Origin of the sequence: Microcystis sp. CS-574 (assembly GCF_028329095.1) — a bacterium.
Taxonomy (GTDB): Bacteria; Cyanobacteriota; Cyanobacteriia; order Cyanobacteriales; family Microcystaceae; genus Microcystis; species Microcystis ichthyoblabe_A.
On record NZ_JAQMSY010000072.1, the window covers coordinates 1 to 16,794 of the forward strand.

At 41.7% G+C, this 16,794-nt stretch carries 15 protein-coding genes; 4 read left to right on the forward strand and 11 right to left on the reverse strand.

What is annotated here, in order from left to right:
* Nucleotides 1-56: 56 nt before the first annotated feature.
* On the reverse strand, nt 57-1,331 hold the full coding sequence (locus tag PN470_RS04840; protein ID WP_271937390.1) for an O-antigen ligase family protein: 1,275 nt from the start codon (nt 1,329-1,331) through the stop codon (nt 57-59).
* A gap of 1 nt (nt 1,332) precedes the next feature.
* Nucleotides 1,333-2,160, reverse strand: a complete 828-nt coding sequence (locus tag PN470_RS04845) for a YaaW family protein (protein ID WP_271937392.1) — start codon at nt 2,158-2,160, stop codon at nt 1,333-1,335.
* A gap of 97 nt (nt 2,161-2,257) precedes the next feature.
* Here PN470_RS04845 and PN470_RS04850 point away from each other — a divergent pair, with 97 nt between their 5' ends.
* From PN470_RS04850 to PN470_RS04865, 4 genes are all read left to right on the forward strand, one after another.
* Nucleotides 2,258-3,202, forward strand: a complete 945-nt coding sequence (locus tag PN470_RS04850; RefSeq protein WP_272103892.1) for an NAD(P)/FAD-dependent oxidoreductase — start codon at nt 2,258-2,260, stop codon at nt 3,200-3,202.
* A gap of 97 nt (nt 3,203-3,299) precedes the next feature.
* Entirely contained in the window at nt 3,300-3,554 is a 255-nt protein-coding gene (locus tag PN470_RS04855; protein ID WP_002734677.1) for a DUF7219 family protein, read from the forward strand.
* A gap of 220 nt (nt 3,555-3,774) precedes the next feature.
* Nucleotides 3,775-5,838, forward strand: a complete 2,064-nt coding sequence (locus tag PN470_RS04860) for an ABC transporter ATP-binding protein/permease (protein WP_271937396.1) — start codon at nt 3,775-3,777, stop codon at nt 5,836-5,838.
* 153 nt (nt 5,839-5,991) lie between these two features.
* On the forward strand, nt 5,992-6,525 hold the full coding sequence (locus PN470_RS04865) for a GNAT family N-acetyltransferase (RefSeq protein ID WP_103111179.1): 534 nt from the start codon (nt 5,992-5,994) through the stop codon (nt 6,523-6,525).
* Nucleotides 6,526-6,727: 202 nt separating this feature from the next.
* Here PN470_RS04865 and PN470_RS04870 read toward each other — a convergent pair whose 3' ends face one another.
* The 9 genes from PN470_RS04870 to PN470_RS04910 form a co-directional block, all read right to left on the reverse strand.
* Nucleotides 6,728-7,702, reverse strand: coding sequence for an MvdD family ATP-grasp ribosomal peptide maturase (locus tag PN470_RS04870; protein WP_069474628.1), 975 nt, complete (start codon nt 7,700-7,702; stop codon nt 6,728-6,730).
* Nucleotides 7,703-7,807: 105 nt separating this feature from the next.
* Nucleotides 7,808-8,785: an MvdC family ATP-grasp ribosomal peptide maturase gene (locus PN470_RS04875; RefSeq protein WP_271937400.1), complete on the reverse strand. Its 978-nt coding sequence runs from the start codon at nt 8,783-8,785 to the stop codon at nt 7,808-7,810.
* A gap of 276 nt (nt 8,786-9,061) precedes the next feature.
* Nucleotides 9,062-9,214: a microviridin/marinostatin family tricyclic proteinase inhibitor gene (locus PN470_RS04880; protein ID WP_071846476.1), complete on the reverse strand. Its 153-nt coding sequence runs from the start codon at nt 9,212-9,214 to the stop codon at nt 9,062-9,064.
* 533 nt (nt 9,215-9,747) lie between these two features.
* Nucleotides 9,748-11,028 (reverse strand): rod shape-determining protein RodA, encoded by a 1,281-nt coding sequence (rodA, locus tag PN470_RS04885; protein WP_271937404.1) that lies wholly within the window; start codon nt 11,026-11,028, stop codon nt 9,748-9,750.
* A gap of 211 nt (nt 11,029-11,239) precedes the next feature.
* Nucleotides 11,240-12,301 carry an Mrp/NBP35 family ATP-binding protein gene (locus PN470_RS04890; protein ID WP_002733003.1) on the reverse strand — a complete coding sequence of 354 codons (1,062 nt, stop codon included), beginning with the start codon at nt 12,299-12,301 and terminating at the stop codon, nt 11,240-11,242.
* A gap of 278 nt (nt 12,302-12,579) precedes the next feature.
* Nucleotides 12,580-13,371 carry an MOSC domain-containing protein gene (locus PN470_RS04895; RefSeq protein WP_103111174.1) on the reverse strand — a complete coding sequence of 264 codons (792 nt, stop codon included), beginning with the start codon at nt 13,369-13,371 and terminating at the stop codon, nt 12,580-12,582.
* Nucleotides 13,358-14,635 carry a glycosyltransferase gene (locus PN470_RS04900; RefSeq protein ID WP_103111173.1) on the reverse strand — a complete coding sequence of 426 codons (1,278 nt, stop codon included), beginning with the start codon at nt 14,633-14,635 and terminating at the stop codon, nt 13,358-13,360. The genes PN470_RS04895 and PN470_RS04900 overlap by 14 nt, the downstream gene beginning before the upstream one ends.
* 271 nt (nt 14,636-14,906) lie before the next feature.
* Nucleotides 14,907-16,238 (reverse strand): AtzE family amidohydrolase, encoded by a 1,332-nt coding sequence (locus PN470_RS04905; RefSeq protein ID WP_103111172.1) that lies wholly within the window; start codon nt 16,236-16,238, stop codon nt 14,907-14,909.
* A complete protein-coding gene (locus tag PN470_RS04910) occupies nt 16,235-16,411 on the reverse strand; it encodes a DUF4089 domain-containing protein (protein WP_002740449.1) in 177 nt (58 codons plus the stop codon). Before PN470_RS04910 ends, PN470_RS04905 begins: the two co-directional genes overlap by 4 nt.
* Between the last annotated feature and the right edge of the window lie 383 nt (nt 16,412-16,794).

Here is a 16,794-nt window from a genome sequence, read left to right on the forward strand (position 1 = left end):
CCCCACACCCCACACCCTACACCCTACACCCCACACCCTACACCCCACTTCTCACTTCATAATTCATAATTTAACCTTTGACTGACACCAGCAATGGCAGCCAAGAGAAGCCAAACAATAGTATTAATCTTGACATCGGAGAGGGTGACATCGACGAGATTAAATAAAACGCAAGCACCAAAGGCCACCAGATAGGTAAAGATAATTAACTCCCCCCCGGCTTTTTGTTGCCGTAAAAAGATAAATAAACGCACCCCTTGGGCATAAATCCAACCCACCCAAACAGACAACAAAATTAAGCCGATAATTCCCGTTTCTGCCATTAACATCAAATATAAATTATGGGGATGACCTAACCACAATCCCTGACTTTTTTCGTAGAGAGGTGTAAAACTGCGTAATCCCCAACCGAATAGGGGTCTTTCTTGGGTCATTTCTAGAGTAAAACGCCATTGAGTTGATCTGAGAGTAGCTAGAGGGCGATTGGGGAACATTTCATCGGATAATCGCGCCCAAATCGCCCTAGGAACCAAAAAACGCAGACTATCCCTGAAAGGATTTGGTCCCCAAGAAGCAAGGGAAATCACCCCCCCCAAGAGGACAAAACCAGCGACTAAGGTATTCCAACCCAGATAAAGGGCAAAAATTAGGCAACCTAAAAAGGCTAAGGCCCAAGCATTGCGAGAATTGCTTAAAAATAGCCCTACACTGTCGATAAATATGGTTAAAGTTAAAAACCCGACTTTGAGATTTAAAAGGTTATTTCTTTGTCTGTGCCACTGCCGCCAAGTTAGAATTAATAAACCGATCGCTAAAATCACAGTTATGAGTAAATAAGCCCCCAGAAGATTAGCATACATAAAAACCGAAGACATCCGCCCCAAAGGTTCACCCCCCGCTCCGTAGGGCCAGGTAAAAATCCCTTTTAATGCTTCCGGTTTTTGCCAACCGAGAAAAATTTGTCCCCATCCCATCACCACTACCCAAACCGACGGAATAACCATCACCCAAGCTAGTTGACGCAATTGAGAGGGTTTTTTAATTAATTGCCGAATATTGCTAAAAAAGAAGAAAAAAGGCAGAAAATTTCCTAAACCAATCCAAGCATCCCCCGGAGTTGGGGAAAGACTGGCACTAATCATTAACCAAAGAGTGACGATACCGAGACCTTGATTGAGACGTGACTGGATAATTGCCCGAAAATTGCCAGTAAAAACCCTTATTAAGACGATAATAATGCCGATACCCGCCAACTCCGGCAGAACCATGGCGATAAAAACTGAAAAAAGTATTAAATTCCACTCCCACCCTTGACAAAAAATCTTTTTCATGTTATGCAGGTTGCCAACAATCCTCACGAGTCAGACGAATTTGGGCAAGAGCAAAAATAGTCGGGATAATCCGGCCGTAATCAGTGGCGATCGCCTTCCAACCGAGATCAGCAATAAACCAACCCCATAGAGCCGGTCCTACCAAACTTAACACGGTTCTGACGGCTCCGTAGCGGGCTGCCGCTCTAGTCATGCCCTGTTTAGCCGTTTGTAGGGCGATTTGATTAACAATTGTCCCACCCTGGACTAGGGCAGTTTTTGCCCCTTGATAGCGGGCAAAATGGAGAGCGAACTGCCCGGCGATATGTTTGAGCAGAATCGGTTTCAGGATAGAATTAATGGCGATGACGCTGCCGCCTTTGAGGACTATATCGAGGGGATTGTGTTGTAGGTGAACCGGTAAGGGTTGGGGAGTGTGGGAATCCGCGAGTGCTTTTTGAATTTGAATCGAGAGGGATTTTTGTTCCGATGGGGGGAGACGTTTCCAAGCTTTGTTAACGAGGTGAAGATAGATTTCCGCTTCAATTTCCGTTGTCGGCATTTTTTGGGAGTAGGGAACCTTGAGGAAATGACAGACACGGACGAGAATTTGACGATAACTAACTTTTTCGGTTTGACCTTTTAATACTGTCACACCGTCGGCAGCCAAGTAACGAAAACGATCCTCGACGCTATCTAACCAACTATCCCAATCTTGACTTTGAACGGCGATTGCGTCCGGCGCTCGTAGATAATCGAGAGGGTTAAAACGACGGCAAAAGAGGATGTTAGTGATTTGCTGTAGTTCCTCCTCGGTGGCTAACTCCAAAGCTGTGCGTAGTTCGTCCAATGTGGTTTCTCCTCCTCAGCCCCAATAATCAACTTAGTTTCGCTAGTGCTGATTACTACTAATATTAACTCAAGGGTTCACAGGATTAGGAAGGCTAGTGACAAATTTTTCGATTAAGGTTGGGATCATCGGTGCGGGTTTAGCCGGGTTAACCTGCGCTCGTCAGTTGTGCGATCGAGGTTATACTGTTAAGCTATTTGATAAGTCTAGAGGCATTGGTGGTCGTTTAGCCACGCGACGGGTTAATCGAGCTAATCAAGAGATCGCTGTGGATCATGGCTTGCCTTTTTTGACTGTTCAGGGCGAAAAAACGGCGGCTTTAATTGATAATCTCCTGAGAGAGAATATAGTTACTTCTTGGTTTGATTCTAGCTATGTTGCTCCTTCTGGCATCAATAGCGTGGCGAAATTTTTAGCTAAAGGTTTAGAAATTGAACGAGATTTTCTGGTTACTCGTCTGGAAAATCGTCAAGGAAAATGGGTTTTAAACAATAACGGTCAAATTCGGGGAGAGTTTTCGGCGATTGTCCTGGCTATTCCCGCCCCGCAAGCAGCGTTATTGTTAGAAAACTCTCATATAACTACTATGCCAGAATTGCGATCAATCGTTTACGATCCCTGTTTAACGGTAATGGCGGGTTATGGCGATTCTTTACCCGCAGTTGCTCCCTCCACCGATATCGCTTGGTTAGGACTTGATAGCAGTAAACGGCAATCATCCCCTGATTATGTCTTTGTTGTGCATAGTAGTGCCGATTTTGCGGTTAAATATCTCGATAGCGAGTATTTAGAAGCAGTTAAGCTAGATTTGCTCTCTCGTGCTTCTTTGCCTCTCCCGGATTGGTCTCAGCTGCACCGTTGGCGTTATGCTTTAGTCCGTCAGGGTTTAGCTGTACCCTGTTTAAGTGTTAATAGTCCTTTACCTCTAGTTGCCTGTGGTGATTGGTGTCAAGGGGGAGATTTATCGAGAAATTCTTCCCTAGAAACGGCCTTAACTTCTGGGATAGCGGCGGCTAATCAAGTTCAGCAGCTACTCTCTTAAGAATCTAGGGACAGGTTTAAATTCTTAGGTTAAGGTTGGGTTAACAAAAGGTTAAACATATAATAATGTAGGTATCCTATACTGGGGGTCGGTAACAATGGAAAAATTCAATTCTAAAGATAACTTTCTCTACCCTAAAACCAGCTACAGGGGTTTATTCACGCCACAAAATTTAGTTTTTAACGCTAATTTGCAGGAATTCGCCCTGAGAGTCTCTTTTATCGCTGGTTTACACAGTGGGGGAAAGCTTACCTCCACGGAAGCTTACGAGAAAATTAACCAGCTTTGGCAAGAGTTGAATACCAGTCGAAAATTCCTGTTAGCTAATCATTTTGAGGATGACGGAGATTGAGAGATGGGGGTTTTTCAGTGATCAGTAAACAGCATCTAGACTGCCACAGTAACAAAAGTGGGTCAAGTAGTTCTTAAGTTATGTCAGAGCTTTCTGACCATAGCTGGCTTTCATCTTCTAGATAAAAATGTTATCAAAAGACAACAAGAGGTAATTCTGCCGCTACAATATGATAGCGAGTTGTCAAGAGAACAGTAAAAGAACTGCCAATTGGATCTAGATGCCTCAATATACTACTAAACAAGCAACGGAAAACCCTGTTGTGTCCGACCAGTCCGCCAATAATCCCTTTTCACTATTTGGTCAATTTTGGGAAAGCCTAAAAATTGTCGCTCAACCCTATTGGTATCCAACGGAGTTAAATGGACGTGCCTTTGGAGATGTGATCATTTCTTGGGGAATGTCAGCTTTGATCCTTTTAAGTATCTTGGCAACAGTCGGGGTAGAAGCTTTTAGTAGCTACTGGAATCGTTATGTACTCGATATTATTATTGAAGATAGAGATCTTTCTAAATATCTAAATACGCTTTGGTTATCCAGTTTGTTGATTATAGGAACAACGGGGTTATTTGCTTTTTCTCAATTTATTCGTCGTCAAGTGGCATTGGATTGGTATAAGTGGTTAACCAAACAAACCGTTAAAAAATATCTCAATGATCGCGCTTATTATAACATTGATTTTACCTCAGCTTTAAAAAATCCCGATCAAAGATTATCTCAAGAAATTGAACCAATTACGACCATGACCCTAAGGTTGTTAATCACCTTCGTGGAAAAAGGGTTGCAAATGATTACTTTTGCGATTATTCTTTGGACAATTTCTCGGCAAATTGCGGTTTATCTAATAATTTATACAATCGCAGGAAATTTCATAGCAATTTATCTAACTCAAGAATTAAACAAAATTAATCAATCGGAGCTTAATAATAAAGCTGATTATAATTATGCTTTAACCCATGTGCGTAACCACGCCGAATCAATTGCTTTTTTTCAGGGAGAAGAGCAGGAAGAAAAAATCATTGAAGACCGTTTTCAACGGGTTATTCAAAGCTCGGAAAACCTGATCAATTGGGAACGGTTTAATAATCTTTTTAATCGAGGTTATCAGTCAGCGATTAGTGTATTTTCAATGTTTATTTTGACCCCGATGTTTATTAAAAACGAAATCGATTATGGGGAAATTAGTCAAGCGAGTTTATGCTGTTTCCTTTTTTCTAATGCCTTGGGACAATTAATTACTGAATGGGGAACATCGGGTAAAGTTTCAAGTTATATTGAACGGTTAGCTACCTTGACAGATGCCTTAAAAGTTGCCAGTGAAGAGCCGAAAAACTTAAGTCGTATTACCACCCTGGAAGATAATCGTCTAGCTTTTGAAAATTTTACCCTACAAACTCCCGATTATGAAAAGGTAATTGTGGAGAATTTATCGGTTTCTGTCCCTTTGGGAGAAAGCTTACTGATTATTGGCCCCAGTGGTCGAGGAAAAAGTTCCTTGTTACGAGCAATCGCCGGTTTATGGAAAGCAGGTAGTGGTCGTTTAGTTCGTCCTCCTTTAGCTAAAATGTTATTTTTACCCCAACGTCCTTATATTATCCTTGGCACTTTACGCCAGCAATTACTTTATCCCCATACCAATGAGCAGGTGAGCGATGAAGAATTAGAAAACATCTTAAAAAAAGTCAACCTGCAACATTTATTAACTGACAAAAATACCTTGGATAAACAAGTCAATTGGGAACAGATTTTATCCCTCGGAGAACAACAAAGATTAGCTTTTGCTCGACTATTAATCACTAAACCCACTTTTACTATCTTAGATGAAGCAACCAGCGCTTTAGATTTGGCCAATGAAGCCAGCTTATATCAGCAATTACAGGAAAGTGAAACCACCTTTATTAGTGTTGGTCATCGGGAAAGTTTATTTAATTATCATCGATGGGTCTTAGAGTTAACAGAAAATTCCCATTGGCAGCTGTCAACTGTAGAAGATTATCAGCGCAAAAAAGTGAATAACCTAGTGATGATGTCAAAAAAATCAGAAAATTTTTCGTCGGTAAAAATAGAGACTTTGTCTGAGGTTAAAACTGAGCATGATGCGGAAATTGCCGGAGTTTCTGAAATAGCAGAAGGTTTGTCCCATCAACAAATGCAGTCCCTAACTGATTATTCTTTAAGTAACGTCCGGAGTCGTGCCAGTTTAGGTAAAATTATTACTGCCAAAGATGGTTTTAATTATCGTTACGATAAAGACCCAAAAACCTTAAAATGGGTGAGAATATAGCTAATGGGGTGACAAACAGATTGAAATTGAGACAGAGTATTCAGACTTTCCCCTCTCAGGAGAACTAGAGAATCAGGTTTTTGCTGGGTAAGTTGATTAACAAGCTACTAACTGATAACTGATAACTGATAACTGGTATAGGAGTTTTATCAAATGAAAGCACTGGAAAAACTGGTGACGGAACGATTATATTTAGTCCCCTTAAAGCTTGAACTTCTCAAGGCCGCAATTATAGGTATCGATGAATTAGCAACAATTTTGGGGGTAAAAGTTGCCGATGACTGGGCCGAACAAGAATTGATTCAAGCTTTCCCTGATATTGCGAATATTTTGCTGCAATTCCCCTTACAAAATGAATGGGGATGGGGGAGTTTAATTATTCATCAAGCAGAAAATACTCTTATTGGTCATGTGATGATCAAAATTATTCCTGATGTCACAGGTTTACCCACAGATGCTGTAGAAATTGGCTATCAAGTAGCACCGTTATATCGACGACAAGGCTACGCATCTGAGGCGACAAAAGCAATGATGGACTGGACACTTTCTCAACCTGGTATGCAAACAGTGACCGCTGGCTGCGCTCCCGATAATATAGCTTCAAAGCGAGTTTTAGAAAAAATAGGCATGGATCTGATAGAAGCGCGAGAGAAAGTCTTGATCTGGAAATTAAGTAGGGTTTGCTGAAAAAGTTTGTTGGTGGGGTTAGGAGTCAGTTATCAGTTATCAGTTATCAGTTCACTGAGAAAACTCCCCACTTCCCCACTTCCCACACCCTACACCCCACACCCCACACCCTACACCCTCTTTCAAGTCAGTAGTCGGGGGGGAAATCTGGAGTCAGAGCCTCGTCGATGCGATAAAATACTCTGGCTCTGTATTTGTTGGTTTATGAGTTGACGAGGACTTCAGCGATCGCCTGGGAGATAGGAAAATAAGGAGGATAAAGTTCTAGCCAGAAAAACTCGCCAACGGGATTAATTTCTAAAAAGATATAACGTTCATCTGGTGTGACAATCATATCAATTGCACCATAATTGAGACCGAAATATTTCACTAATTCTAGTAGTTGTTTTTCAATAGTTTTCGGTAAATCGTAGGGTTGCCATTGTTGATGGAGCGCTCTTCCCTCTTTTCGCCAATCGTAGATAGCACCGTCTAATTGTTGGGAATTAATCGCCGCCGTAAATATTTGTTCACCGACAATAGTGATGCGTAATTCCAAAGCTTTAGGAATGTTTTCCTGAAAAGTCATGGGACAAAATTGCAAACCTTCCAAATTATCTAGGTCTTCCTTTGTAACAGGACTGGTAAAAACAACCATTTCCTCTTGCTTGTCTCCATAAATAGCAAATTGAGAAAGCATTTTAGTCACAATTCCCGTTGCTTCAAACTCCTGAGCAAATTGCTTGACAGCTTCAGGATTATTAGAAGTTAAAGTCCCCGGAATTAATAAACCTAATTGTTGCGCTACTTGTAACTGCAATTGTTTATGATTGGCATGATCTACCTTAGCAATTGGATCAAGATGAAAGCCAGATAAACTAGCAATCATTCCTCGAATACTTAACCGACATTCCTTAAGAGAAGCTTCGCGAAATTGACTATCCATCCCATCGGGTAATTTTAGTCCGTATCTCATGCGTCGATACCAGACAGCAGAAACTTCTTTTAGCTCTAATTTTTGGTCTCCATCGGTAATAATTCCGCCTTTTTGACCGCCTGAGTAAAGATCAACTTTCACCTCTGTAGGGAAGCGATCGGTATCAAAACGGAAGGCTTTTTTCCCCATCGTTTCTATGGCTTTGATTACCAGAGGAATACTTTCATTATCGTGGCTAAAAGTAACAATTAAAACGGTCATAGATTTCCTTGATGATTTGGGATTGAGAATCCTGATTAGATTTTGGATTGAGAATCTTGATAATCCTAAAATCCTCAAAATCCTGATTAGGTTTTGGTTTGATTTTTAGCATACTAAAAAATCAGCGATCGCATTAGAAATAGGTAAATCTAAATCCCGTTCTAACATTCCCCACTCACCACCCGGATTAACTTCTAAAAAAACGTATTCTCCCCCAGGAGTTAAGATAAAATCAAACGCCCCAAAATTCAACCCTAAATTAGCCATAAAAATCTGAAGTTGCTGCAATAGTGAATCGGGTAAAGTATGATGTTGCCAAGCACCAGGATCAATACCCGGTCTTCGCCAATCTACGGCAGAATTATTATACTGAGAAGATTCTAAAGCTCCCACAAATGTCTGTCCATTAACCACGACAACTCTCAATTCTAATTGTTTAGGAATTTCCGCTTGAAAAACCATGGGACAATAACGTAAAGATTCCGCTTCCTCAAGGTCTTCTGCTTTCACCCTACTGGTATAAAGAAAAAATTCCGGCGATTCCATGCTGTGGGCGATCGCAGTTAACAATTTACTCACCATTCTTCCCTGAACCTGGGAAAAAAACTCCCGGGCAGCATCAGGATTATTGGTCACTAAAGTGGGGGGGATAATCAAGCCAACTTCTGAGGCCAAACGAAGTTGTAATAACTTATTTTTAGCCCTCTCAATTTGCGCTAAATTATCTAACCAACGCGCTGACCTTAAACTATCCCAAAAACCAGCCAAAGTCGTCTGGGATTCTCGCACACAAACCTCCCGAAACTGAGGATCTAAATCCCCTGTTAGTTCAGGCTGCCAAATACGTCTTGTCCAAACAGATTGCACCTGTTGACTATAAATAGATTGATGGTTATAGGTTAATTGATAAAAACTTTTTTTCCCATTAAATTGGGCTGCTAATTGAACCTCTAAGGGAAATTTATCGGTATCTAAGCGAAAAGGTGTGGCTCCTTTTTTTTCTATCGCCTCAGCCACGCGGTCAATCGTGAAAAAATCGCCGCTATGGGTCAACAATAAAACAACTTTAGGCGATTCTTTCATGTCAATTGCAAGTCCTTACATTTTAACCCATCTTAAGGCTTTTGGGTCGGTCTTTATTGATCCTAATCTCAAGAAAATGCTGCAAAAAGTCTTGCTTTTGCTTGACTTATTGCAGTATTGGTTTTTTCTTGAGTAATTACTAAATTTAGTTGACAGCACTTCTCAGGATCTCAACGTATAGTTTTTTGGCTGCGAGCCTTGCTTAGTGGAGCTTTTAGCTTTTTGTCTGTACGGTGTAATCAAGAAAAGTGCTGTAATTACTCAAGTGATCTGAGTTTAATACTCTTCCCAGTCAGAAGGGTATTTCAAGGTGGTCCCGAAGGTAGGCTCAGGGGAAGGAGACTTGATGGAAGATTCCTCTTTGCTTACGGACAAGAAACGAGCAAAGAAAGGAAGTGCTTTACCTTGTTGATCGTTGGGATATGCCATAGTTATTCCTCTGGTAATTTCGAGTGAATAGGTTTAATCACTCAGATAAAACTAACCACCTGCAATAACCCCTGAAAGCTTTGCTGTGCATGGCTTTCAAAATCGGTATTGTGCAAATAATTTGCTTTTATTTGGGTGATGGAAAACATCATAAGCACTAATCTGGCCAATGTCAAGCACTTAAGAAAAATTTAAGAAAAATTTCCGCTAAATCCGACATTCCGCACATCTTCATATACTTTTATATATTTTTACATTCCCCAAGATGTTTTAACGAAAAACCTTGATTGTAGAAACTACTATTGAGAACATTTTCAATAATTGATTTTTTCTGAGAAAAAAATTTACAATTCTTCACCTTGATCAAAATCCATCATTGTAGTTATAATTCTTACTGGCAAGGGTTTGGAAGGAATATATTAGTAAAAATCATCAATTGAATGTTAAGAAGTGCGGAAAGTGGGATTTAATACTCCACACTTAAAACTCAAATCTGATAACTGATCACTGATAACTGATAGCTGCACAACTACTTAGTATAAACGCTTACGGGGGCGATAATTAGCCACGGATTCCACTAAACCCAAGGCGATAAAATTGGTTAATAAAGATGAACGTCCATAACTTAACCAAGGTAGAGGAATCCCTGTAATCGGGGCTAATCCCACGGTCATGCTAATATTAAGAATTGCCTGAAAAGCGATCATTGAGAGAACACCGATCGCTATTAAAGAACCAAAGTTTTCTTTAGCAGTATTAGCAATGACTAACAAACGCCAACAAACTAACCAGAAAGCTATTAAAACTAGAATACTGCCAACAAAACCGAGTTCTTCCCCGACTACCGAGAAGATAAAATCGGTGTGTTGTTCGGGAATAAAATTTAATTGGGTTTGGGTGCCTTGGTGTAATCCCCGTCCCAATAATTCTCCTGATCCGATGGCAATGCGGGATTGAATTAATTGATAACCTCCCCCCAAAGGATTCTTTTCTGGGTGAAGAAATAGGGTTAAACGATCTTTTTGATATTCTTTTAATAAACCCCAAAAAACCTCGCCTAATTTACCCACTGCCAGATTAGTTGCCACCACGATGAAAGTAGATAAAAAACGGTAGGGAAGGGTAAACCAAGCAAGCACAGCGATGATAATTGCTAAAACAATCCAAGCAGGAAAAAGTAAATTAAACAGAAAAACCGATGCGAGGGGAGATAAGAGGATAATCATCCAAGGTAGTTTCGCATTAGCCCAGTAAATCATGCCTAGGGTAATTGCCCCAAAGACTAATCCTGTCCCCAGGTCCGGCTGCGCCATAATTAACACCCAGGGGATGGCAGTGACGGCAAAGACACGAGCGATCGCAAAAAGATTATCGGCGGGACGATGATGTAGGAGGGCTGCTAGGGTGATAATTAAACCTACCTTGGCAAATTCCGACGGTTGCACGTTAAAACTGCCGATATTAATCCAACTTTGCGCCCCATTCGCCGTCACCCCTAGGACAATTACCGCAATTAGGGAGAGATTGGTGAGAAGATAGGTTAACCAGTGCCATTTGAGCAGACTTTCGTAACGACAACGGGCCAGAAATAAAGCGATCGCCACTCCCACGCATCCGAATAACCAGTGTTGCCACCAATCGAGAGCAGTGGTATGTCTTTCGGCACTACGAATCATTAAACCACCGAAAACGGTTAAACCCGTCACCAAAACGAACAAAAGCCGATCCATTTGGGCTATATCCCGGAAAATGAAGCTAAACTGCTCACTAAAACCGCTTAGTTTCCTACTAATAAGGGACTGTCTTCTCACCATTTCTCTCCCCAAATTTACTAACTAACTAGGGTTTGCTCAATAAATCTAAAAACATTGTTCGATAATACTTTTAGACCTTTTTGAAATCCAAAAGTACCGGCCCTTGGAGTGATCGGGGGGAAAATCCCTGGACTTTTTCCCTGAAAATGGGTAAAACCCTACACCCTACACCCCACACCCTGCCCCTAGGGAAAACTTTTTGCCGCAAACCCTAACTATAGGCTGCCACGGATACTTTCGCCGCCACCTGACGAGCGATCGCTATCAGGGCTTTAGCTGAGGCCGATTCTGGTTGCCCTAAAACTACTGGTACACCAGTATCACCGCCCTCCCGGAGGGCTATCTCCAGAGGCACACATCCCAGTAAAGGAATGCCCAATTCTTGCGAGGTTTTTTCCCCACCACCGGACCCAAATAGATCATAGGAGCGATCGGGCTGATCGGGAGGGATAAAATAACTCATATTTTCCACGATACCCAAAACCCGCGCCCCTAGCTGTTGGAACATTTTTAAACCCCGACGCGCATCAATTAAAGAAACCGTCTGGGGAGTGGTGACAATCACCGCACCGGCTAGGGGGACCGATTGAATTAAAGTTAATTGTGCATCCCCAGTACCGGGAGGCATATCGACGATTAAATAGTCTAAATCGCCCCAATTGACTTGATAGAGAAACTGACGGATAATGCCGTTTAACATCGGACCGCGCCAGATTACCGGTTGATCGGGGTTGATCAAAAAGCCCATGGAAACCATTTTGATGCCATGATTAAAAGCGGGTTCCAATATCTCGCCATTTGCGCCCTGTACGGTCACTTGTGCGTCATTTAAGCCCAACATTGTCGGGGCGTTGGGGCCGTAGATGTCCGCGTCTAATAGCCCCACTTTTGCCCCTAAATGAGCCAAGGCGACGGCGATATTGACAGCCACGGTACTTTTTCCCACACCGCCCTTACCACTGGAAACGGCGATAATATTTTTAACCCCCTCCACACCTTGGCGATCGGGTAAAGCTTTTTGTTGCGGGGTTTCGGCAGTTACCTCCACGGCGACACTTTCCACCCCGGGCAGCTGTTTAACGGCTTTTTGGCAGTCTTCCACGATAAATTCGCGCAAAGGACAGGCAGGAGTGGTCAAAACTAGGGTAAAGCTAACTTTTCCGCCATCGATCGCCACATTGCGGATCATGTTCAATTCCACTAGGCTTTTTTGCAGTTCTGGATCTTGAACGGGACGTAATACTTCTAAAATCGATGCGGTATCAAGGGGCATGGTTTCAGTGTCTCTAATCAAGTATTGTTCTTATGGTTATTTATCTTAACCTTGATGCCGGCACAGTTATCAGTGGGGAGTGGGGAGTTTTTTGCTGTGAACAGTGAACAGTAAGTAGTCGTGCAAAATTAATTTCCTAGTGAAGATAGGCAAGAGGCAAAAGGCAAAAGGCAAGAGCGGGGTTAGATATGTGTAATTAATTTTGCTTAGGTACTTAATCAGTGAACTGAAAACTCACATCTGATAACTGATAACTGATAACTGATAACCCCATTTCCCTAGATTACGGTAATAGGATCGCCGACTTTAATTGTACCTGTCTTTTCGGGGATGACATTTTCTCCGAACATAATGCCCCCGGGGAAACTGCGAAAAGTGCTTAAGGTTTTTAAAGGTTCTTGCTGGGGATTTCTCCTACCTGTTTCTTGATCGGTGGTGGTGATAATACAGCGACTACAGGGTTTAACTAGGGCATAATTTATCTCTCCAATTGTGATCTTTTGCCAACTACTTTCGCTAAAAGCTCGATCGCTACTAATAACAATATTAGGCCGAAAACGATTCATCGGCACCGGTGCAACTAAACGCCGATTTAAGTCCTCTAAAGAAGCAGTATTAGTTAATAGAATTGGATAACCATCGGCAAAACTGACGGGAGTATGATCGTTCCCTGCATAGCGAGGATTCGCGGGACGTGGATAATCGGGAGATTGTCGCACTAAACGACAAGGAATGTCGAGAATTTTCTCAAACCATTCGGCGATTTCATCTCCTTGATCCATGGCTATGGTTTGGGATTCCCAGATTTGAACCGCTCTTTTTTCTCCTGTGAAATTAGGCTGAAAAGTCAGGGAATCTTGAGATGTTTTCAGAGAAAAGTTATCCTCTGTTATGGTGACAGAAACGGTGGCTAATTGCGGATATTCCCTTTGGGTGATAAATTTACCCTTACCATCCACTAACATCATTTCTCGATCCCAGAGTAAACCTTTAGGAGTCACTTCAGCTTGGGATAATTGAATACCTCGACAGGATTTAATCGGGTAGATATAGAGATCAGTAACCTGCATTTTCTTTCAGTAGTTCTACATATTTTTTAGCCACATCTTCCCACGTCCAGAAATTAATTTTATTGGGGATATCTTCGGGTAACAAGCGAGGAATTGGATTGAGGATAAATTGTTCTAAACAATTGGCTAAACTGTCCGCATCTCCCCTAGGATAGAATTGCACTCTTTCGGGACAATTATATAATTCTACCTGTTCTTGAAACACTTCTAAATCGGAAGCAATAACGGGAATACCTTGTAAAATGGCTTCCGCTATTGCTAATCCAAAACCTTCGTATTTTGAGGGAAATACCACACAGGAACAGGTTTGATAATAAAACTGCAATGTTTCATAGTCTTGATAACCTAATCCCTTGATGTGACTCTCGAAAATTTCTTGATTTTCCCGATAAAGTCGGGTACATTCTTTGAGATAATCTTGATATTCTTGGGTTTGGGACTGTTGAGACAATTGCAGATTTCCATTAACTAGATTATCGGTTTCTTTACCAATAAAAACTATTTGAAATTTTAAACCTTTTTTCGCTAGTGTAATGGATGCTTTAAGCAAAGTTGTATGATCTTTGTAGATACCAAAAGAGGAGGGAAAATAAAAAGTAACTAGCTCACTTTTGACTAAATCACTCTTGGGATTAGACTGCTCGACAAATCCTGCTAAAAGTACAGCTTTTAATTTACTAGCATAGGTAACATTAGGAAAAATTTTTAAAACATCTTCTTTAGTTTTTTGAGAAATTGTGAACAGTAGATCAGCCCGATCTAACCATTCTTTTAACGCTTCATTGTAGGGTTCTTGATAAGATTCTGAGTAAGTTAAGGGAGCAAATTGCCAAAAAACATCATAAATAATGCCACTTAAAGTAACCTTGACATTAGGAGGAGAAATCTGATTAGTCATTCCATACAAACAGTGATCAGCTTGGTAACGCTTGATAATCTGATTAATTCTTGCTTCGATGCGTAAAAGTCCAATTCTACGAGAGAAAATATGATGAATAGAAGTTAGTCTTAGGGTTTTATAAAAATTCGCTAGAAGACCATAAACATAGATTAATTTTGTTTCAAAACTATGGGGATAAAAATCAAAATTTTCGTAGATAAGTTTATCGGAATCGGGCATTAAAGACTTAAAATATTCAATTTCCTTACGAGGGAGGACGATAATAATCTGTTCGACGTATTCTAATAAGCTAGGTATCAAAGAGATAATGACTCTTTCTACTCCTCCTTTGCTATAAAATAGGATCGGGATGACAATTTTCATAGATTTCCTTGCAGATAGATGGCAATAAAAAGATTGATTCTTGACTCGAACCTAATTATATTATAGGCTCGAATTGTTCTAATGAGTCGAGAAATCGAGTTAAATTCAAAAAAATAAGACCCTATCAACCATTGAAAAGTAGTCTCCGAGCCAGTAGTCAGCATTCAGAGAAGAAAAAACGAATAGATTGTTTACTTAGACTAGAAAAATGACCTTTTTGCCTATATGTCCTTAAATTAGGGATTTTAGGATTAAGTGCGCCCTTAATATCTCACTTATGCGGGATATCTATGAGCATTTCCTCTAAAACCCTGGCTACCCTTAGGATTAAGTCTTCGCGATCGGGTGCGGCGATGATTTGCAAACCTAAAGGTAGCTGGGATGGACGTTTAATCGGCAAAGAAAGGGCAGGTAAACCGATAAAAGAAAAAGGTTGGGTAAATCTGCCTAAATTGGGTCTAATTAATAGCTCTTGCCCGTCAATAATCATTTTTTCTACTCCTAATGGTGGCGCAATACAGGGAATCGTCGGGGTGAGAATAATATCGACTTCGGCGAAAATCTCTCGCAGACGATCGCGATACCAACGGCGAAAACGTTGAGCCTGTAAATACCAGCTAGAGGGAATTAATGCCCCTGCCAAGAAGCGATCCCGGGTTGCGGGGTCAAAATCCTCTAATCTGGTCTGTAAACGCGGTAAATGCCAATTTGCGCCCTCGGAAGCGGTAATTATATAGGCGGCTGCCCTGGCGCGGGCGGTTTCGGGAATGGTGATTTTTTGGCTCACTCCTAAACGTTCAGCGATCGCTGTCACCGCCTCGAATACTTCCGGTTCGGCTCCCTGCTGAAAATAATCGTCGGCAAGGGCTATTTTTACGCCCTCTAAGCCATTTAAAGGAGCTTTAAGGTTATTTTTGGCAAAAAGACTCCAAATAGCCGCCATATCCGCCACATTGTCGCTAAAAAATCCCGGATGGTCTAAACTACTAACGAACAAAAATAGGCCCTGACGGGATACGCGCCCAAAGGTGGGTTTTAGCCCCACCACGCCACAGCAAGCGGCGGGAACCCTCACGGAACCATTAGTGTCGGAACCGAGGGCGAGAGGCACTAAATTAGCGGCAACGGCAGCGGCGGAACCGCCGGAGGATCCCCCCGAGACGCGACTAGGATCGCGGGGGTTGGGAGTGGCTCGATAATGGGCATTTTCGGTGACAAAACCGTAGGCGTACTCATCCATATTGGTCGCCCCCACCAAAACTGCCCCGGCTGCTTCTAGGGTTTGAATAGCGATCGCATCTTGTCCGGCGGCAGGGTGATCTCGATTGATTTTGGAACCGGCAAGGGTGACAATACCCTTGATATCAAAGAGATTTTTGACGGCGAAGGGGACTCCTGCTAAGACACCGACGGGTTCCCCATTGGCGATCGCTAGATCGATTTTTTGGGCTTGAGCGAGCGCTCTAGGCTGTAAAATGTCGGTAAAGCAATTTAAATGGCGATTTTTTGCCTCTATCTCCGCCAGAGTCTGGCTAATAACTTCTAAGGCGCTAGTTTGACGATTTTGGATCGATCGAGCTAAATTGCTCACAGAAATAGTCATGGTTCAAAGCTGAGGGCGCTTTCCCCGTCATCCTCTAAGGGAAATTCTGTCACTAAACTGGCGATTTCTTGCAAGCGTTGCCAGTTTTCAACCACAGAATTTAAATAGCGATCGGGAATGGTTAAATCTAGGATTTTCGCCATGATTATAACGTATTCTTCTGGATTATTCATAGAGGTTGCATTCCATATTTGTGATTCAAAGAGGGCGAATGCAATTCGCCCCTACAATAAATAATATTATTGCGCCAATAGTAGGGGCGCACCGCGTGCGCCCAAAATGTCATCTAGACATTTCGACCAAATTGAGATGCAGCCTTCATAGATTTCGTTCTGGTTGGGGTGAAGGAGATCAAGATTTGCTTGAAAGCGGCGCTCAGGAATAAAATCGACACCTAGTTAAGCTGTGAAAATTGCTAGGATATAAGAGAAAATCTCCTGTAAATACAATAGCTATCCCTAGGGAGGAAGTATAACTTAAATTTGTTCTTGACCCCCGACTCCCCAGCATCATAACCTGAGATATGATCATATAACTGTATATTGAGATATTTTCC

Coding starts and splice junctions, on each gene's coding strand:
- PN470_RS04840 (WP_271937390.1), bottom strand. CDS start 1,331: ATGAAAAAGATTTTTTGTCAAGGGTGGGAGTGGAATTTAATACTTTTT.
- PN470_RS04855 (WP_002734677.1), top strand. CDS start 3,300: ATGGAAAAATTCAATTCTAAAGATAACTTTCTCTACCCTAAAACCAGC.
- PN470_RS04860 (WP_271937396.1), top strand. CDS start 3,775: ATGCCTCAATATACTACTAAACAAGCAACGGAAAACCCTGTTGTGTCC.
- PN470_RS04865 (WP_103111179.1), top strand. CDS start 5,992: ATGAAAGCACTGGAAAAACTGGTGACGGAACGATTATATTTAGTCCCC.
- PN470_RS04870 (WP_069474628.1), bottom strand. CDS start 7,702: ATGACCGTTTTAATTGTTACTTTTAGCCACGATAATGAAAGTATTCCT.
- PN470_RS04875 (WP_271937400.1), bottom strand. CDS start 8,785: ATGAAAGAATCGCCTAAAGTTGTTTTATTGTTGACCCATAGCGGCGAT.
- PN470_RS04880 (WP_071846476.1), bottom strand. CDS start 9,214: ATGGCATATCCCAACGATCAACAAGGTAAAGCACTTCCTTTCTTTGCT.
- rodA (WP_271937404.1), bottom strand. CDS start 11,028: ATGGTGAGAAGACAGTCCCTTATTAGTAGGAAACTAAGCGGTTTTAGT.
- PN470_RS04890 (WP_002733003.1), bottom strand. CDS start 12,301: ATGCCCCTTGATACCGCATCGATTTTAGAAGTATTACGTCCCGTTCAA.
- PN470_RS04895 (WP_103111174.1), bottom strand. CDS start 13,371: ATGCAGGTTACTGATCTCTATATCTACCCGATTAAATCCTGTCGAGGT.
- PN470_RS04900 (WP_103111173.1), bottom strand. CDS start 14,635: ATGAAAATTGTCATCCCGATCCTATTTTATAGCAAAGGAGGAGTAGAA.
- PN470_RS04905 (WP_103111172.1), bottom strand. CDS start 16,238: ATGACTATTTCTGTGAGCAATTTAGCTCGATCGATCCAAAATCGTCAA.
- PN470_RS04910 (WP_002740449.1), bottom strand. CDS start 16,411: ATGAATAATCCAGAAGAATACGTTATAATCATGGCGAAAATCCTAGAT.